Origin of the sequence: Escherichia sp. WS547 (genome assembly GCF_046486065.1) — a bacterium.
Taxonomy (GTDB): domain Bacteria; phylum Pseudomonadota; class Gammaproteobacteria; order Enterobacterales; family Enterobacteriaceae; genus Escherichia; species Escherichia coli.
Genome location: NZ_JBJQMA010000005.1, coordinates 95,416 through 112,918, shown reverse-complemented (window position 1 = coordinate 112,918; position 17,503 = coordinate 95,416). Strand labels below are relative to the sequence as shown.

At 52.1% G+C, this 17,503-nt stretch carries 15 protein-coding genes; 7 read left to right on the top strand and 8 right to left on the bottom strand.

Annotated elements, in window-relative coordinates; all coding sequences use genetic code 11:
- Positions 1 to 13: 13 nt before the first annotated feature.
- From lpdA to pdhR, 4 genes are all read right to left on the bottom strand, one after another.
- The gene (gene lpdA / locus ACJHWK_RS06530; protein WP_000102485.1) at positions 14 to 1,438 is read right to left on the bottom strand and encodes a dihydrolipoyl dehydrogenase; all 1,425 of its coding nucleotides are present in this window, start codon (positions 1,436 to 1,438) and stop codon (positions 14 to 16) included.
- A 324-nt stretch (positions 1,439 to 1,762) separates the two neighbouring features.
- Entirely contained in the window at positions 1,763 to 3,655 is a 1,893-nt protein-coding gene (aceF, locus tag ACJHWK_RS06525; protein ID WP_001520495.1) for a pyruvate dehydrogenase complex dihydrolipoyllysine-residue acetyltransferase, read from the bottom strand.
- Between the two features lie 14 nt (positions 3,656 to 3,669).
- The gene (aceE, locus tag ACJHWK_RS06520; RefSeq protein ID WP_000003820.1) at positions 3,670 to 6,333 is read right to left on the bottom strand and encodes a pyruvate dehydrogenase (acetyl-transferring), homodimeric type; all 2,664 of its coding nucleotides are present in this window, start codon (positions 6,331 to 6,333) and stop codon (positions 3,670 to 3,672) included.
- Positions 6,334 to 6,493: 160 nt separating this feature from the next.
- The gene (gene pdhR / locus ACJHWK_RS06515; RefSeq protein WP_000331776.1) at positions 6,494 to 7,258 is read right to left on the bottom strand and encodes a pyruvate dehydrogenase complex transcriptional repressor PdhR; all 765 of its coding nucleotides are present in this window, start codon (positions 7,256 to 7,258) and stop codon (positions 6,494 to 6,496) included.
- A gap of 540 nt (positions 7,259 to 7,798) precedes the next feature.
- Here pdhR and aroP point away from each other — a divergent pair.
- On the top strand, positions 7,799 to 9,172 hold the full coding sequence (gene aroP, locus ACJHWK_RS06510; protein WP_000969912.1) for an aromatic amino acid transporter AroP: 1,374 nt from the start codon (positions 7,799 to 7,801) through the stop codon (positions 9,170 to 9,172).
- Between the two features lie 42 nt (positions 9,173 to 9,214).
- Here aroP and ampE read toward each other — a convergent pair whose 3' ends face one another.
- Positions 9,215 to 10,069 carry a beta-lactamase regulator AmpE gene (gene ampE, locus ACJHWK_RS06505; RefSeq protein WP_000172019.1) on the bottom strand — a complete coding sequence of 285 codons (855 nt, stop codon included), beginning with the start codon at positions 10,067 to 10,069 and terminating at the stop codon, positions 9,215 to 9,217.
- Positions 10,066 to 10,617, bottom strand: coding sequence for a 1,6-anhydro-N-acetylmuramyl-L-alanine amidase AmpD (ampD, locus tag ACJHWK_RS06500; RefSeq protein ID WP_000923726.1), 552 nt, complete (start codon positions 10,615 to 10,617; stop codon positions 10,066 to 10,068). Before ampD ends, ampE begins: the two co-directional genes overlap by 4 nt.
- A gap of 87 nt (positions 10,618 to 10,704) precedes the next feature.
- Here ampD and nadC point away from each other — a divergent pair, with 87 nt between their 5' ends.
- The 4 genes from nadC (at position 10,705) to hofC (ending at position 14,828) form a co-directional block, all read left to right on the top strand.
- On the top strand, positions 10,705 to 11,598 hold the full coding sequence (nadC, locus tag ACJHWK_RS06495) for a carboxylating nicotinate-nucleotide diphosphorylase (RefSeq protein ID WP_001135153.1): 894 nt from the start codon (positions 10,705 to 10,707) through the stop codon (positions 11,596 to 11,598).
- A gap of 202 nt (positions 11,599 to 11,800) precedes the next feature.
- Positions 11,801 to 12,241 (top strand): prepilin peptidase-dependent pilin, encoded by a 441-nt coding sequence (gene ppdD / locus ACJHWK_RS06490; RefSeq protein WP_000360904.1) that lies wholly within the window; start codon positions 11,801 to 11,803, stop codon positions 12,239 to 12,241.
- Positions 12,242 to 12,250: 9 nt separating this feature from the next.
- Complete coding sequence (gene gspE / locus ACJHWK_RS06485; RefSeq protein WP_001025167.1) at positions 12,251 to 13,636, top strand: type II secretion system protein GspE; 1,386 nt, start codon at positions 12,251 to 12,253, stop codon at positions 13,634 to 13,636.
- The gene (gene hofC, locus ACJHWK_RS06480) at positions 13,626 to 14,828 is read left to right on the top strand and encodes a protein transport protein HofC (protein WP_001520493.1); all 1,203 of its coding nucleotides are present in this window, start codon (positions 13,626 to 13,628) and stop codon (positions 14,826 to 14,828) included. Before gspE ends, hofC begins: the two co-directional genes overlap by 11 nt.
- Positions 14,829 to 14,862: 34 nt before the next feature.
- On the opposite strand, the gene guaC is transcribed toward hofC, so the two are convergent.
- Both guaC and ACJHWK_RS06470 read right to left on the bottom strand, forming a co-directional pair.
- Positions 14,863 to 15,906 (bottom strand): GMP reductase, encoded by a 1,044-nt coding sequence (gene guaC / locus ACJHWK_RS06475; RefSeq protein WP_001217337.1) that lies wholly within the window; start codon positions 15,904 to 15,906, stop codon positions 14,863 to 14,865.
- 155 nt (positions 15,907 to 16,061) lie between these two features.
- Positions 16,062 to 16,106, bottom strand: a complete 45-nt coding sequence (locus ACJHWK_RS06470; RefSeq protein ID WP_120795372.1) for a protein YacM — start codon at positions 16,104 to 16,106, stop codon at positions 16,062 to 16,064.
- Positions 16,107 to 16,130: 24 nt separating this feature from the next.
- Here ACJHWK_RS06470 and coaE point away from each other — a divergent pair, with 24 nt between their 5' ends.
- Positions 16,131 to 16,751, top strand: coding sequence for a dephospho-CoA kinase (gene coaE / locus ACJHWK_RS06465; RefSeq protein WP_001269520.1), 621 nt, complete (start codon positions 16,131 to 16,133; stop codon positions 16,749 to 16,751).
- Positions 16,751 to 17,494 (top strand): cell division protein ZapD, encoded by a 744-nt coding sequence (gene zapD, locus ACJHWK_RS06460; protein ID WP_001194736.1) that lies wholly within the window; start codon positions 16,751 to 16,753, stop codon positions 17,492 to 17,494. Before coaE ends, zapD begins: the two co-directional genes overlap by 1 nt.
- Positions 17,495 to 17,503: the final 9 nt, after the last annotated feature.

Sequence of the window (17,503 nt, the reverse complement as noted above, 5' to 3'; positions counted from 1 at the left end):
GGCAAACGAAAAATTACTTCTTCTTCGCTTTCGGGTTCGGCAGGTCGGTAATGCTACCTTCGAACACTTCTGCCGCCAGGCCCACAGACTCGTGCAGAGTCGGGTGCGCATGGATGGTCAGTGCGATGTCTTCAGCATCACAACCCATTTCGATTGCCAGGCCGATTTCACCCAGCAGCTCGCCGCCGTTAGTACCGACAATCGCACCACCGATCACACGGTGAGATTCTTTGTCGAAAATCAGCTTGGTCATACCGTCTGCGCAGTCGGAAGCGATAGCACGACCAGAAGCAGCCCACGGGAAGGTGGCAGTTTCATAGCTGATGCCTTTCTCTTTCGCTTCTTTCTCGGTCAGACCCACCCATGCAACTTCTGGTTCGGTATAGGCGATGGACGGGATAACTTTCGGATCGAAGTAGTGTTTCTTACCGGCGATAACTTCAGCGGCAACGTGACCTTCGTGAACACCTTTGTGTGCCAGCATCGGCTGACCGACGATATCGCCGATAGCAAAGATGTGCGGTACGTTAGTGCGCAGCTGTTTGTCAACGCGGATGAAACCACGGTCGTCCACTTCCACGCCAGCTTTGCCTGCGTCGAGGTTTTTACCGTTCGGCACACGACCAATCGCTACCAGCACGGCGTCGTAACGCTGCGGTTCAGCGGGTGCTTTTTTGCCTTCCATCGTCACATAAATACCGTCTTCTTTCGCTTCAACGGCGGTAACTTTGGTTTCCAGCATCAGGTTGAATTTCTTGCTGATACGCTTGGTGAAGACTTTAACGATGTCTTTGTCAGCTGCCGGGATAACCTGGTCGAACATTTCAACCACGTCAATCTGTGAACCCAGCGCGTGGTATACGGTCCCCATTTCCAGACCGATGATACCGCCACCCATTACCAGCAGGCGTTCTGGTACTTCTTTCAGTTCCAGCGCGTCAGTGGAGTCCCAGATACGCGGATCTTCATGCGGAATAAACGGCAGTTGGATCGGGCGAGAACCCGCTGCAATGATCGCGTTGTCGAAGTTGATCACGGTTTTGCCGTTCTCACCTTCAACTTCCAGGGTGTTAGCCCCGGTAAATTTACCCAGACCGTTGACCACTTTGACTTTGCGGCCTTTCGCCATACCAGCCAGACCACCGGTCAGCTGATTGATCACTTTCTCTTTCCAGGTACGAATCTTGTCGATATCGGTTTTCGGTTCGCCGAAGACGATGCCGTGTTCAGCCAGCGCTTTGGCTTCTTCGATAACTTTTGCTACGTGCAGCAGTGCTTTAGAAGGGATACAGCCGACGTTCAGGCAAACACCGCCAAGGGTGTTGTAACGTTCTACGATTACGGTTTCCAGACCTAAATCAGCGCAACGGAAGGCAGCGGAGTAACCTGCGGGGCCTGCCCCAAGTACCACGACCTGAGTTTTGATTTCAGTACTCATCATGACCTCTATATATTTATCTCCGGCGGTCATACCCGTCGTCTTTCAGGCCGCAGCGGCGTTAGCTTCACGCCCTCACCCCAGTCACTTACTTATGTAAGCTCCTGGGGATTCTGGCGCTTGCTACCTTGCTGCACCCAGAAATCCATAGGGTATGTGAAGTAATACCCTAACCACCACCGGGTCGTTCTATCCGTCGGTATTTTACAAAATTGTTAACAATTTTTAAACAACAAACGGCAACCGATTTGTCTATTCGCTAATAACCTCAATACATTCATGAGATTACCAGAAAAAAGCCGGCCGTTGGGCCGGCTCTTTTACTTACATCACCAGACGGCGAATGTCAGACAGCGTGTTGTTAATGATGGTAATGAAACGGGCACCATCAGCACCGTCGATCACGCGGTGGTCGAAGGAGAGAGAAATCGGCAGCATCAGACGCGGCACGAACTCTTTACCATTCCACACCGGCTCCATCGCGGACTTGGAAACGCCGAGGATAGCCACTTCCGGCGCGTTCACAATCGGCGCGAAGTGGGTAGTACCCAGGCCGCCGATGCTGGAGATGGTGAAGCAACCGCCCTGCATTTCGCCCGCAGTCAGCTTACCGTCACGCGCTTTCTTAGAAATAGTCATCAGCTCGCGAGACAGCTCGATGATGCCTTTCTTGTTGACGTCTTTGAATACCGGAACAACCAGACCGTTCGGGGTATCCACCGCCACACCGATGTTGATGTATTTCTTCAGGGTCAGACGCTGACCGTCTTCCGACAGCGAACTGTTGAAGCGAGGCATCTGCTCAAGAGCTGCAGCAACCGCTTTCATGATGAAGACAACTGGGGTTATCTTCACATCCAGCTTACGTTTCGCCGCTTCTTCGTTCTGCTGTTTACGGAACGCTTCCAGCTCGGTGATATCGGTTTTGTCGAAGTGAGTAACATGCGGGATCATCACCCAGTTACGGCTCAGGTTCGCACCAGAAATTTTCTGGATACGGCCCAGTTCCACTTCTTCGATTTCACCAAACTTGCTGAAGTCCACCTTCGGCCACGGCAGCATGCCTGGGATACCGCCGCCAGTCGCCGCCGGAGCCGCTTCTGCACGTTTGATAGCTTCTTTCACGTAAGCCTGAACGTCTTCGCGCAGGATACGACCTTTACGGCCAGTGCCCTTCACTTTCGCCAGGTTAACGCCAAACTCGCGTGCCAGACGGCGGATCAGCGGAGTCGCGTGAACGTAAGCGTCGTTTTCAGCAAATTCAGATTTGCCTTCCGCTTTCGCAGCCGGTGCTGCTGCCGGAGCTTCAGCTTTTGCTGCCGGAGCCGGCGCTGCCGCTTCCCGTTTCGCAGGAGCTGCCGCAGGCGCTGCGCCTTCAACTTCGAAGATCATAATCAGCGAGCCAGTTTTCACTTTATCGCCAACGTTGACTTTCAGTTCCTTCACGACGCCTGCAAACGGAGCCGGAACTTCCATAGAAGCTTTATCGCCTTCTACGGTGATCAGTGACTGTTCAGCGGCAACTTTGTCGCCCACTTTCACCATCACTTCGGTCACTTCAACTTCGTCACCGCCGATATCCGGAACGTTAACTTCTTTCACGCCAGCTGCTGATGCAGGGGCCGCTGCCGGAGCTGCTTCCTGTTTAGCCGCCGGAGCTGCCGCGCCTGCTTCACCCGCGACTTCGAAGACCATAATCAGCGAGCCGGTAGACACTTTGTCACCCACGTTCACTTTGATCTCTTTCACGGTGCCTGCAAACGGAGCCGGAACTTCCATAGAAGCTTTATCGCCTTCTACGGTGATCAGCGACTGTTCAGCTTCAACTTTATCGCCAACTTTCACCAGGATTTCGGTCACTTCAACTTCGTCGCTGCCGATATCCGGAACGTTAACGTCTTTTGCCGCTGCAGCCGCTGGTGCTGCTGCCGGAGCTGCTTCTTTCTTCTCTTCTGCCTGAGCAGGTGCAGCGTCAGCTGCACCGTCGGCGGAATCGAAAATCATAATCAGTGCGCCGGTCTGGGTTTTATCGCCAACAGAGACTTTGATCTCTTTAACGATACCCGCCTGCGGAGACGGAACTTCCATAGAGGCTTTGTCGCCTTCTACGGTGATCAGCGACTGTTCGGCTTCAACTTTGTCGCCCACTTTGACCAGGATCTCGGTGATTTCAACTTCATCAGCCCCGATGTCCGGTACTTTGATTTCGATAGCCATTATTCTTTTACCTCTTAAGCCAGACGCGGGTTAACTTTATCTGCATCGATGTTGAATTTGGCGATTGCGTCAGCAACCACTTTCTTATCGATTTCGCCACGTTTAGCCAGTTCGCCCAGCGCCGCAACCACGACATAAGAAGCATCAACTTCGAAGTGGTGACGCAGGTTCTCACGGCTGTCGGAACGACCGAAGCCATCAGTACCCAGTACGCGGTAGTCGTCAGCCGGTACGTAAGTACGGACCTGCTCAGCGAACAGTTTCATATAGTCGGTAGATGCCACTGCCGGAGCGTCGTTCATCACCTGAGCGATGTATGGAACGCGCGGAGTTTCCAGCGGGTGCAGCATGTTCCAGCGTTCACAATCCTGACCATCACGCGCCAGCTCGGTGAAGGAGGTCACGCTATAAACGTCAGAACCTACGCCGTAATCTTTCGCCAGGATCTCTGCCGCTTCACGGACGTGACGCAGGATAGAACCGGAGCCCAGCAGCTGAACTTTACCTTTGCTACCTTCAATGGTTTCGAGTTTGTAGATACCTTTACGGATACCTTCCTCAGCACCTTCCGGCATTGCCGGCATGTGGTAGTTTTCGTTCAGCGTAGTGATGTAGTAGTAAACGTTCTCTTGTTTTTCACCGTACATACGCTCCAGACCGTCATGCATGATGACAGCAACTTCGTAAGCGTAAGCCGGGTCGTAAGAGATACAGTTCGGGATAGTCAGCGACTGAATGTGGCTGTGACCATCTTCGTGCTGCAGACCTTCGCCGTTCAGGGTGGTACGACCGGAAGTACCGCCGATCAGGAAGCCACGCGCTTGCTGGTCGCCAGCCGCCCAGCACAAGTCACCGATACGCTGGAAGCCGAACATCGAGTAATAGATGTAGAACGGAATCATCGGCAGATTGTTGGTGCTGTAAGAGGTCGCCGCTGCCAGCCAGGAACACCCTGCGCCCAGCTCGTTGATCCCTTCCTGCAGAATCTGACCTTTCTCGTCTTCTTTATAGTAAGCAACCTGCTCGCGGTCCTGCGGGGTGTACTGCTGACCGTTCGGGCTGTAAATACCAATCTGACGGAACAGACCTTCCATACCGAAAGTACGCGCTTCGTCGGCGATGATCGGTACCAGACGATCTTTGATCGACTTGTTCTTCAGCATCACGTTCAGGGCACGAACGAAAGCGATAGTGGTAGAGATCTCTTTGCTCTGCTCTTCCAGCAGCGCGCCGAAGTCTTGCAGGCTCGGCAGCTCAAGCTTCTCGGTGAAGTTCGGCTGACGGCTTGGCAGATAACCGTGCAGTTTCTGACGCTGAGCGTGCAGATAGGTATGCTCTTCAGAACCTTCCGGGAAGGTGATGTACGGCAGTTTTTCGATATCGGCATCAGACACCGGCACATTGAAACGGTCGCGGATATGACGCACGCCGTCCATGTTCATTTTCTTAACCTGGTGCGCGATGTTTTTACCTTCAGCCGCGTCGCCCATGCCGTAACCTTTAATGGTATGAGCAAGGATTACCGTCGCTTTGCCTTTGGTTTCCTGCGCTTTCTTGAATGCAGCGTAGATTTTCTTCGGATCGTGACCACCACGGTTCAGCGCCCAGATCTGCTCGTCAGTCCAGTCTGCAACCAGTGCTGCGGTTTCAGGATATTTACCGAAGAAGTGTTCACGAACGTACGCACCATCTTTCGATTTGAAGGTCTGGTAGTCGCCGTCAACGGTTTCGTTCATCAGCTGGATCAGTTTACCGCTGGTATCTTTACGCAGCAGTTCATCCCAACGGCTACCCCACATCACTTTAATCACGTTCCAGCCAGCACCTTCGAAGATGCCTTCCAGTTCGTTGATGATCTTGCCGTTACCGGTGACCGGGCCGTCAAGACGCTGCAGGTTACAGTTGATAACGAAGACCAGGTTATCCAGTTTTTCACGGGTAGCGATGGTGATCGCACCTTTGGATTCCGGTTCGTCCATTTCACCGTCGCCGAGGAACGCGTAAACGGTCTGTTTAGAGGTATCTTTCAGGCCACGGTGTTCCAGATATTTCAGGAATTTAGCCTGGTAAATAGCACCAATCGGCCCCAGCCCCATAGATACGGTCGGGAACTGCCAGAATTCCGGCATCAGTTTCGGGTGCGGATAGGAAGAGAGGCCATTGCCGTGAACTTCCTGACGGAAGTTATCCAGCTGCTCCTGAGTCAGACGACCTTCCAGGAAAGCACGAGCGTAAACGCCCGGGGAGATGTGGCCCTGGAAGTAAACCAGGTCGCCGCCATCCTGCTCGTTGCGTGCACGGAAGAAGTGGTTAAAGCACACATCATAAATGGTTGCGGAAGACTGGAAGGACGCCATGTGGCCGCCCAGTTCGAGGTCTTTTTTCGACGCACGCAGAACCGTCATGATGGCGTTCCAGCGGATAGCTGAACGAATACGGCGTTCCAGTTCCAGATTACCCGGATACTCCGGTTGTTCTTCAACGGGGATGGTGTTGATGTAGTTGCTGATACCGGTGCCTGCGGCTACGTTGACACCGCCTTTGCGGGCTTCAGCAAGCAGTTGGTCGATCAGATACTGAGCACGCTCAACACCTTCTTCACGGATGACCGATTCGATCGCCTGGAGCCAGTCGCGAGTTTCGATCGGATCCACGTCATTTGGGAAACGTTCTGACATGGGTTATTCCTTATCTATCTAATAACGTTGAGTTTTCTGGAACCTGTCCCATTGAACTCTCGCCGGAAAGCTCAATAAGACAGGTTCTACGTTTAGTTGCCGCGCTTTTATATGCGCTTGATTTACAACATCTTCTGGTTAATTTTTACCAGAAAAATCACTAATTCTTTCGTTGCTCCAGACGACGTAGAGAACGCTCACGGCGGCTCTCTTCACGGCTTCTGTCGAGCAAAATTTCTTCGATAAAGGCCAGATGGCGATGCGATGCTTCGCGCGCTTCTTCCGGCTTACCGGCCATAATCGCTTCGAATATGCGGGTGCGGTGACTACTCACCAGCGGCAGCATCTCGCGACGCGAATAGAGCAATTCGAAGTTCTGGCGGACATTCTGAGCCAACATCGGCTCCATACACCTTAGCAGATGAAGCAGAACCACATTGTGGGCCGCTTCGGTGACGGCAATCTGATACTGGAGTACGGCGTTTGATTCCGCGTCCAGATCGCCAGACTGCTGCGCCAGCTCTATAGCGTGGTGGAGTTCACGGATGCGTTCCTTGTCTTCATCGGTACTACGCAGCGCGGCGTAATAAGCGGCGATACCTTCCAGGGCGTGTCGTGTTTCGAGCAAGTCATACTGTGATTCAGGATGGTCGGAGAGCAGCTCCACCAGCGGATCGCTGAAGCTTTGCCATAGGCTGCTCTGGACAAAAGTGCCGCCACCCTGGCGACGAAGCAACAAGCCCTTCGCTTCGAGACGTTGAATCGCCTCACGCAAGGAGGGACGGGAGACGTCAAACTGTTTTGCCAGTTCGCGTTCCGGTGGGAGTTTTTCGCCCGGGCGGAGAGTGCCTTCGAGGATCAAAAACTCCAGTTGCTGCTCAATCACATCGGAGAGTTTTGGTTGGCGGATTTTGCTGTAGGCCATGAGTTCCTGTCTTAAGCCACTTGCCGAAGTCAATTGGTCTTACCAATTTCATGTCTGTGACGCTAAAGTAACAAAGTATTCACCTTATGTCCATACAGGTTTTGATTGAAATCATGAAACTGTGCACATTTTAACAACTTGACATATATAACGTTTCAAAGTTGTAACTATGCACAAATGTAGACTTTACGTAGGAAAGGGATTTTTTAACGATTATTAAACTATAAAAATCCGAATTGAACCGATTCACTTACCAATTTATCGATTATTAATTCAAAAATAATGAATTTATATTCATTTTGTATATTGAGGGGATTTAAGGCTGACCTTTACAAACGGTTCCTTTTTAAGCAACTCATCTTCAACCATGCATAAAGCGGGTGCATTCGCTGCCGCATACCATTATTCTTGATCTGACGGAAGTCCTTTTGTAACAATTCAAACGTCTTTGATGTAAACAAATTAATACAACAAACGGAATTGCAAACTTACACACGCATCACTGCGTAGATCAAAAAAACAATCACCGAACGAGGTTTCATGATGGAAGGTCAACAGCACGGCGAGCAGCTAAAGCGCGGCCTTAAAAACCGCCATATTCAGCTTATCGCGCTGGGTGGCGCGATAGGGACCGGGCTATTCCTGGGTAGCGCCTCCGTAATACAGTCCGCAGGGCCAGGGATTATCCTGGGTTACGCCATTGCTGGTTTTATCGCCTTTCTGATCATGCGTCAGCTAGGTGAAATGGTGGTCGAAGAACCTGTCGCAGGCTCCTTTAGCCACTTTGCTTATAAATACTGGGGCAGTTTTGCCGGTTTCGCCTCTGGCTGGAACTACTGGGTACTGTACGTTTTAGTTGCCATGGCAGAGCTGACTGCCGTGGGTAAATACATTCAGTTCTGGTATCCGGAAATCCCAACCTGGGTTTCTGCCGCCGTGTTCTTTGTGGTGATTAACGCCATCAACCTGACCAACGTTAAAGTGTTTGGCGAGATGGAGTTCTGGTTTGCCATTATCAAAGTTATCGCGGTGGTAGCGATGATCATCTTCGGCGGCTGGCTGCTATTCAGTGGCAACGGCGGCCCGCAGGCGAGCGTTAGCAACCTGTGGGATCAGGGTGGTTTCCTGCCGCACGGCTTTACCGGGCTGGTGATGATGATGGCGATTATCATGTTCTCGTTCGGTGGTCTGGAACTGGTGGGGATCACCGCAGCAGAAGCTGATAACCCGGAGCAAAGTATCCCGAAAGCAACTAACCAGGTTATCTACCGCATCCTGATTTTCTATATTGGTTCGTTAGCCGTTCTGCTCTCGCTGATGCCGTGGACCCGCGTTACTGCTGATACCAGCCCGTTTGTACTGATCTTCCACGAATTGGGCGATACCTTTGTGGCGAATGCGCTGAACATCGTGGTACTGACTGCTGCGCTCTCCGTATACAACAGCTGCGTATATTGCAACAGCCGTATGCTGTTTGGTCTGGCACAGCAGGGCAACGCGCCAAAAGCGCTGGCGTCTGTCGACAAACGCGGTGTACCGGTTAACACTATTCTGGTGTCTGCGCTGGTTACGGCATTGTGCGTGCTGATTAACTACCTTGCACCGGAATCCGCATTCGGACTGTTAATGGCGCTGGTGGTATCTGCACTGGTAATCAACTGGGCGATGATTAGCCTGGCGCATATGAAATTCCGTCGCGCCAAGCAGGAACAAGGCGTGGTAACTCGCTTCCCTGCTCTGCTTTATCCGCTGGGTAACTGGATCTGCCTGCTGTTTATGGCGGCGGTACTGGTGATTATGCTGATGACCCCAGGAATGGCGATTTCGGTATACCTGATCCCGGTATGGCTGATCGTGTTAGGTATCGGCTATCTGTTTAAAGAGAAAACCGCCAAAGCCGTAAAAGCGCATTAATCTCTCTACGCCCTCACCCGTACAGGGTGAGGGCAATAATCTTTACACCAACGCCCCGTAAATCGTCAGTAGCGCAATCACCACCACGACCACGAACGAGGTTTTCTTCGCCATGGAAACCGCTGCCTTCGGCGTCTCCACCTTATCGACATGCGGTTCACGCGCCAGAGAGAACTGTGCCAGACGCGTTAATACCTGATATTGCGAAGTATGGAAATCACCCAGCGAAGCAAACCAGGCCGGTAACGCTTTCTCCCCATGACCGATCAAGGCATATACCACACCCGCAAGACGAACCGGCACCCAATCCAGTACATGAAGCACTGCATCGATGCCGGACTGTAAACGATGATGCGGCGTCTGGTATCGCGCCAGCCAGTATTGCCATGCACGCAAAAACGCATACCCCATCAGCGTAACGGGTCCCCAGGTTCCCCCCACAATCAGCCAGAACAACGGAGCAAGATAAAAACGAAAGTTAATCCACAGCAATGCATTTTGCAGCTCACGCAAATACTCACGTTCATCGCAGCCTGCCGGGACGCCGTGAATCATGGTGAGTTCGCCAGCCATCGTGGCACGGGCATGGCTATCATTACGTGAAGCAGCTGTCAGATAAGCATGATAATGAAGACGAACTTTACCTGCGCCAATACACAGCAAACCAATCAGCAGCCACACCAGCAGCGTGGGAACGTTGAATAATACTCCCTGCAATGTGCGTAACAGTAAAAAAGTCACGCCCATCGCAATAATGGTCATGCCTAATGTGCGCCCGAGAGAAAAATGTTTCACCCGCCGAAAGAACGCTTCAAGACGATGATCAAGCTGCCAGTGCTCGCCCAACTTAAACAGGCGCTCGAAAATTAACACCAGTAAGGTTGTAAATAGCGTCATGTTGTCTCCTTGCTGACCAGTGCACGAAACCGTGCCCAATCAAATGCAGGACCGGGATCGGTTTTCCGATCCGGCGCAATATCACAATGGCCCGTCATGTTATTAGCGATATCTGGATAGCGATCAATCAGTGCCCGCGTAACCGCCGCAAGCTGTTGATACTGCGCATCGGTATACGCCAGCGTATCGGTGCCTTCCAGCTCAATCCCAATAGAAAAATCATTGCAGCGTTCGCGCCCCTGATACTGAGAGACTCCCGCATGCCAGGCACGTTTATCGAAAGGAACATACTGGACTATTTCACCATCACGGCGAATCAAACAGTGAGCGGAGACGCGCAAATGGGCGATCTCAGCAAAGAAAGGATGTGCCTGCGGATCAATAGTTCCAGTGAATAATGCGTCGATCCACGGACCGCCAAACTCGCCTGGCGGCAGGCTAATATTGTGCACCACCAGCAGGGTGGGTGTTTCGTCATCCGGGCGGCAATCGTAATGTGGTGAGGGAACGCGGCGCGCGCCAACCAGCCACCCCTGTTCTAACAACATGCAGGATCTCCTTATATGTGGTGCTAATACCCGGTTCAGAGTAGCATGTTTCTACCTTATGATTCGTTAGCTATCTGGAGTTTTAACATGCCGCCTCGCCGCTATAACCCTGACACCCGACGTGACGAGCTGCTGGAACGCATTAATCTCGATATCCCCGGCGCGGTGGCCCAGGCGCTACGGGAAGATTTAGGCGGAACAGTCGATGCCAACAATGACATTACGGCAAAACTTTTACCGGAAAACTCTCGCTCTCATGCCACAGTGATCACCCGCGAGAATGGCGTATTTTGCGGCAAACGCTGGGTTGAAGAGGTGTTTATTCAACTGGCAGGCGACGATGTCACCATAATCTGGCATGTGGATGACGGCGATGTCATCAACGCCAATGAACCCTTGTTCGAACTTGAAGGCCCATCCCGCGTGCTGTTAACGGGCGAACGCACTGCGCTTAATTTTGTGCAAACCCTTTCAGGGGTTGCCAGTAAGGTACGCCACTATGTCGAATTACTGGAGGGCACCAACACGCAGTTGTTGGATACGCGCAAAACCTTACCCGGCCTGCGTTCAGCTCTGAAATACGCGGTACTTTGCGGCGGCGGAGCGAATCACCGCCTGGGGCTTTCTGATGCCTTCCTGATCAAAGAAAACCATATTATTGCCTCCGGCTCAGTGCGCCAGGCGGTCGAAAAAGCATCCTGGCTGCACCCGGATGCGCCAGTAGAAGTCGAAGTAGAGAATCTGGAAGAACTTGATGAAGCCCTGAAAGCAGGTGCCGATATCATCATGCTGGATAACTTCGAAACAGAACAGATGCGCGAAGCCGTCAAACGCACCAACGGCAAGGCGCTACTGGAAGTGTCTGGCAACGTCACTGACAAAACACTGCGCGAATTTGCCGAAACGGGCGTGGACTTTATCTCCGTCGGTGCGCTAACTAAACACGTACAGGCACTCGACCTATCAATGCGTTTTCGCTGATTGCTGACAGATTTATCCGCTCCATCGCGGGCGGATAATCTCCCCTTTCCCAACTTTCTTCGTAACGCCTCGCAAATTTCTTGTCTTTCGCTGCAACGTAATAAAAAACTCCGGAAGCTGCTTTCCCGTTTCGTTTTTTGCCCCTCGCTTGTGCTGATGGCGTTTGCCAAAGTAGCGCCAACCAAATCAAGGAGCGAAACAAATGGACAAGCAACGCGGTTTTACACTTATCGAACTGATGGTGGTTATTGGCATCATTGCCATTTTAAGCGCCATTGGTATTCCCGCTTATCAAAACTACCTGCGCAAAGCCGCACTCACCGACATGCTACAAACCTTTGTGCCTTACCGTACCGCCGTAGAGTTGTGCGCGCTGGAACATGGTGGATTAGATACCTGCGACGGTGGCAGTAATGGCATCCCCTCGCCTACCACTACCCGCTATGTTTCAGCCATGAGTGTGGCAAAGGGCGTGGTGTCGCTGACCGGGCAAGAAAGTCTCAATGGGCTAAGCGTCGTCATGACGCCGGGTTGGGATAACGCAAACGGCGTCACCGGTTGGACGCGCAACTGCAATATTCAAAGTGACAGCGCATTGCAGCAAGCCTGCGAAGATGTCTTTCGCTTTGATGACGCAAACTAAGGAGCGGCAATGAATATTCCACAGCTCACCGCCCTGTGTCTGCGTTATCAGGGAGTCTTGCTGGATGCCAGCGAAGAGGTGGTTCATGTTGCGGTAGTCGATGCACCTTCGCATGAGCTACTGGACGCATTGCATTTCGCTACCACCAAACGTATTGAGATCACCTGCTGGACGCGCCAACAAATGGAAGGTCACGCCAGTCGCACACAACAGACATTGCCCGTAGCTATTCATGAGAAGCATCAGCCCAAAGCAGAGTTGCTGACTCGAACGTTACAATCTGCGCTGGAACAACGCGCGTCTGATATTCATATCGAACCAGCGGACAATGCCTACCGCATACGCTTGCGTATCGACGGCGTATTGCATCCTTTACCGGATGTTTCACCGGATGCCGGAGTCGCATTAACCGCCAGATTAAAAGTGCTGGGGAACCTGGATATTGCGGAACATCGCCTGCCGCAGGACGGGCAATTCACTGTCGAACTGGCAGGAAACGCCGTCTCATTTCGTATTGCGACCTTACCATGTCGGGGTGGTGAAAAGGTGGTATTAAGGTTGTTACAGCAGGTGAGTCAGGCACTGGATGTCAACACGCTTGGAATGCAGCCGTTACAACTGGCGGACTTTGCCCATGCCTTGCAACAACCACAGGGACTGGTGCTGGTAACTGGCCCTACAGGCAGCGGCAAAACGGTCACGCTTTATAGTGCCCTGCAAACGCTGAATACCGCTGACATTAATATTTGTAGCGTCGAAGATCCGGTTGAGATCCCCATAGCCGGACTAAACCAGACGCAAATCCATTCGCGTGCCGGACTCACCTTTCAGGGCGTTTTGCGTGCGTTATTGCGCCAGGACCCTGACGTCATCATGATCGGAGAGATCCGCGATGGCGAAACGGCAGAAATTGCCATTAAAGCCGCGCAAACCGGTCACCTGGTGTTGTCTACCCTACACACTAATTCCACCTGCGAAACGCTGGTACGTTTACAACAAATGGGAGTCGCCCGCTGGATGCTATCATCGGCGCTTACGCTGGTAATAGCCCAGCGTCTGGTACGCAAACTTTGCCCGCATTGTCGCCGGCAGCAAGGGGAGCCCATCCATATTCCAGACAATGTATGGCCGTCGCCGCTGCCCCGCTGGCAAGCACCCGGTTGTGTACATTGCTACCACGGTTTTTATGGTCGTACGGCCTTATTTGAAGTTCTACCCATAACACCGATCATACGCCAGCTTATTTCCGCTAATACCGACGTTGAATCGCTGGAAACACACGCCCGACAGGCGGGTATGCGTACGCTTTTTGAAAACGGCTGCCTGGCCGTGGAGCAAGGCTTAACCACCTTTGAAGAGTTAATCCGCGTATTGGGGATGCCGCATGGCGAGTAAGCAACTCTGGCGCTGGCATGGCATAACCGGCGACGGCAATGCGCAAGATGGGATGCTATGGGCTGAGAGCCGTGCTTTGCTGCTCATAGCACTACAGCAACAGATGGTTACCCCACTTAGCCTGAAGCGAATCGCCATCAATTCTGCGCAGTGGCGAGGAGATAAAAGCGCGGAAGTCATTCATCAACTGGCGACGCTACTCAAAGCCGGGTTAACGCTTTCTGAAGGGCTGGCACTGCTGGCGGAACAGCATCCCAGTAAGCAATGGCAAGCGTTGCTGCAATCGCTGGCGCACGATCTCGAACAGGGCATTGCTTTTTCCAATGCCTTATTACCCTGGTCAGAGGTATTTCCGCCGCTCTATCAGGCAATGATCCGCACGGGGGAATTGACTGGTAAGTTAGATGAATGTTGCTTTGAACTTGCTCGACAGCAAAAAGCCCAGCGTCAGTTAGCCGATAAAGTGAAATCAGCGTTGCGTTATCCCATCATCATTTTAGCGATGGCAATCATGGTGGTTGTGGCAATGCTGCATTTTGTGCTGCCGGAGTTTGCTGCTATTTATAAGACCTTCAACACCCCACTACCGGTACTAACGCAGGGGATCATGACGCTGGCAGACTTTAGTGGCGAATGGGGCTGGCTGCTGGTGTTGTTCGGCTTTCTGCTGGCGATAGCCAATAAGTTGCTGATGCGCCGCCCGACCTGGCTTATCGCGCGGCAGAAATTGCTGTTACGCATCCCGATTATGGGTTCACTGATGCGGGGACAAAAACTCACGCAGATCTTTACGATTCTGGCGCTGACTCAAAGTGCAGGCATTACTTTTTTACAGGGCGTAGAGAGCGTCAGAGCAACAATGCGCTGCCCGTACTGGGTGCAACTTCTGACACAAATCCAGCACGATATCAGTAACGGTCATCCCATCTGGCTGGCGCTAAAAAATACCGGTGAGTTTAGCCCGCTCTGTTTGCAATTAGTGAGAACAGGAGAGGCATCCGGCTCGCTGGATCTCATGTTAGACAACCTCGCCCATCATCATCGGGATAACACACTGGCGCTGGCGGATAACCTCGCAGCCTTACTGGAACCGGCGTTGCTGATCATAACGGGAGGAATTATCGGTACGCTGGTGGTGGCAATGTATCTGCCCATTTTCCATTTAGGCGATGCAATGAGTGGAATGGGATAACGCTGGCGTGTTGCTCCACGCCAGCGTTGGGAGATTACAGGTTGTTGAAGATGCGGTTTTCTTGTTCCAGCACACGGATAAATGTGGTGCGCTTGGTCAGCTCTTTCAGGCGTGAAGCCCCAACGTATGTACAAGCTGAACGCAGGCCGCCCAAAATATCACGCGCGGTATTTTCAACCGGGCCTCGCAGCGGCAGCTTAACGGTTTTACCTTCTGCTGCGCGATATTCCGCAACGCCGCCAACGTGACGTTTCATCGCAGACTCGGAGCTCATGCCGTAGAACAGCATAAATTTCTCGCCGTTCTCCTCAACGATGCGACCGCCGCTCTCTTCGTGGCCCGCCAGCATGCCGCCAAGCATGACGAAATCGGCACCGCCGCCAAAGGCTTTCGCGACATCGCCCGGCGTGGTGCAGCCACCGTCGCTGACGATCATTCCGCCCAGACCGTGCGCAGCATCGGCACATTCGATTACCGCAGAAAGTTGCGGATAACCGACGCCTGTTTTGACGCGAGTTGTACAAACAGAACCTGGGCCAATGCCAACTTTAACGATATCGGCACCGGAGAGGATAAGCTCCTCACACATTTCACCAGTCACTACGTTGCCAGCACAAATGGTTTTGGTCGGCCACGCTTCACGCGCTTTCGCAACGAACTGCACGAAGTGTTCGGAATAACCATTCGCCACGTCAATACAAACGAAGTTTAATGCCGGGTTCAGGTCGAGAATCTGTTTAGTTTTTTCGAAATCTGCATCAGACGTGCCGGTAGAAACCATCACATGTTTCAGCACATCAGCGGAAGAATTGTTGATAAACGCTTGCCACTCTTCGACAGAATAGTGTTTATGCACAGCAGTCAAAATATCAAAAGAAGCCAGCGCAGAGGCCATAGAAAATGTGCCTACGGTGTCCATATTTGCGGCGATAATCGGCACGCCGGACCAGCTCTGACCTGAATGTTTGAAGGTGAATTGACGTTCCAGTTCAACATCGGAACGGCTTTTAAGAGTGGAGCGTTTAGGGCGGATGAGAACGTCTTTAAAACCTAACTTCAGATCTTCTTCAATACGCATGTGCGGATTCCTGGGGTTAATGGCTATAAGGGTAAGAGCGCAACTCCAGTGACGCTATCATACGCACTAATCAATGCGGCGCAAGACTGCGAAATTGTCTTTTTTTACGCTACAATCCCATAAATTTACCTGGTAAATAGTGAGCGAACGTTTCATCAATTTCGCTTTCGTGCGCTCATTTTTAACGTTTTGATAATCATGATGAATTCCCGGAAATATAAATTATGAGGTATATAGTTGCCTTAACGGGAGGCATTGGCAGTGGCAAGAGTACCGTTGCCAATGCGTTTGCTGATCTCGGAATTAACGTCATTGATGCCGATATTATTGCGCGTCAGGTGGTTGAACCAGGTGCACCTGCGCTACATGCCATTGCTGATCACTTTGGCGCTAACATGATTGCTGCTGATGGAACATTGCAGCGCCGGGCCTTGCGCGAGCGGATCTTCGCCAACCCGGAAGAGAAAAACTGGCTTAACGCCCTGCTGCATCCGCTGATTCAGCAAGAGACGCAACACCAGATCCAGCAAGCTACTTCCCCCTATGTACTATGGGTTGTGCCATTGCTGGTAGAAAACTCACTGTATAAAAAAGCGAATCGAGTGCTGGTGGTGGATGTCAGCCCAGAAACGCAACTTAAGCGCACCATGCAGCGCGATGATGTAACTCGCGAGCATGTTGAACAAATCCTTGCTGCTCAGGCAACGCGCGAAGCCCGCCTTGCCGTGGCAGATGACGTCATTGATAATAACGGCGCACCGGATGCTATCGCATCGGATGTTGCCCGCCTGCACGCACACTATTTGCAGCTTGCGTCGCAGTTTGTCTCACAGGAAAAACCGTAATGCAGACCCAGGTCCTTTTTGAACATCCACTAAATGAAAAAATGCGTACATGGCTGCGCATTGAGTTTTTGATTCAGCAACTCACCGTTAATCTACCCATCGTTGACCACGCTGGCGCGCTGCATTTCTTCCGTAATGTCAGTGAATTACTGGATGTTTTCGAGCGCGGCGAAGTCCGCACTGAGCTGTTGAAAGAACTTGACCGGCAGCAACGTAAACTCCAGACCTGGATTGGCGTGCCTGGCGTGGACCAGAGCCGTATTGAAGCATTAATTCAGCAGTTAAAAGCGGCGGGGAGCGTATTAATTTCCGCGCCGCGTATCGGGCAATTTCTGCGTGAAGATCGTTTGATTGCTCTGGTGCGTCAGCGACTGAGCATCCCAGGCGGCTGTTGCAGCTTTGATTTACCTACATTGCACATTTGGCTGCATCTACCCCAGACGCAGCGCGACAGCCAGGTAGAAACCTGGATTGCCAGCCTGAACCCGCTCACCCAGGCACTTACCATGGTGCTGGATTTAATTCGCCAGTCGGCCCCCTTCCGTAAACAAACCAGCCTGAATGGTTTTTATCAGGATAACGGTGGCGATGCCGACTTGCTGCGTCTGAATCTGTCGCTCGATTCACAGCTTTATCCGCAAATTTCCGGTCATAAGAGCCGTTTTGCCATTCGTTTTATGCCGCTGGACAGTGAAAACGGACAGGTACCGGAACGTCTGGATTTCGAACTGGCCTGTTGCTAAGGAGTAAAA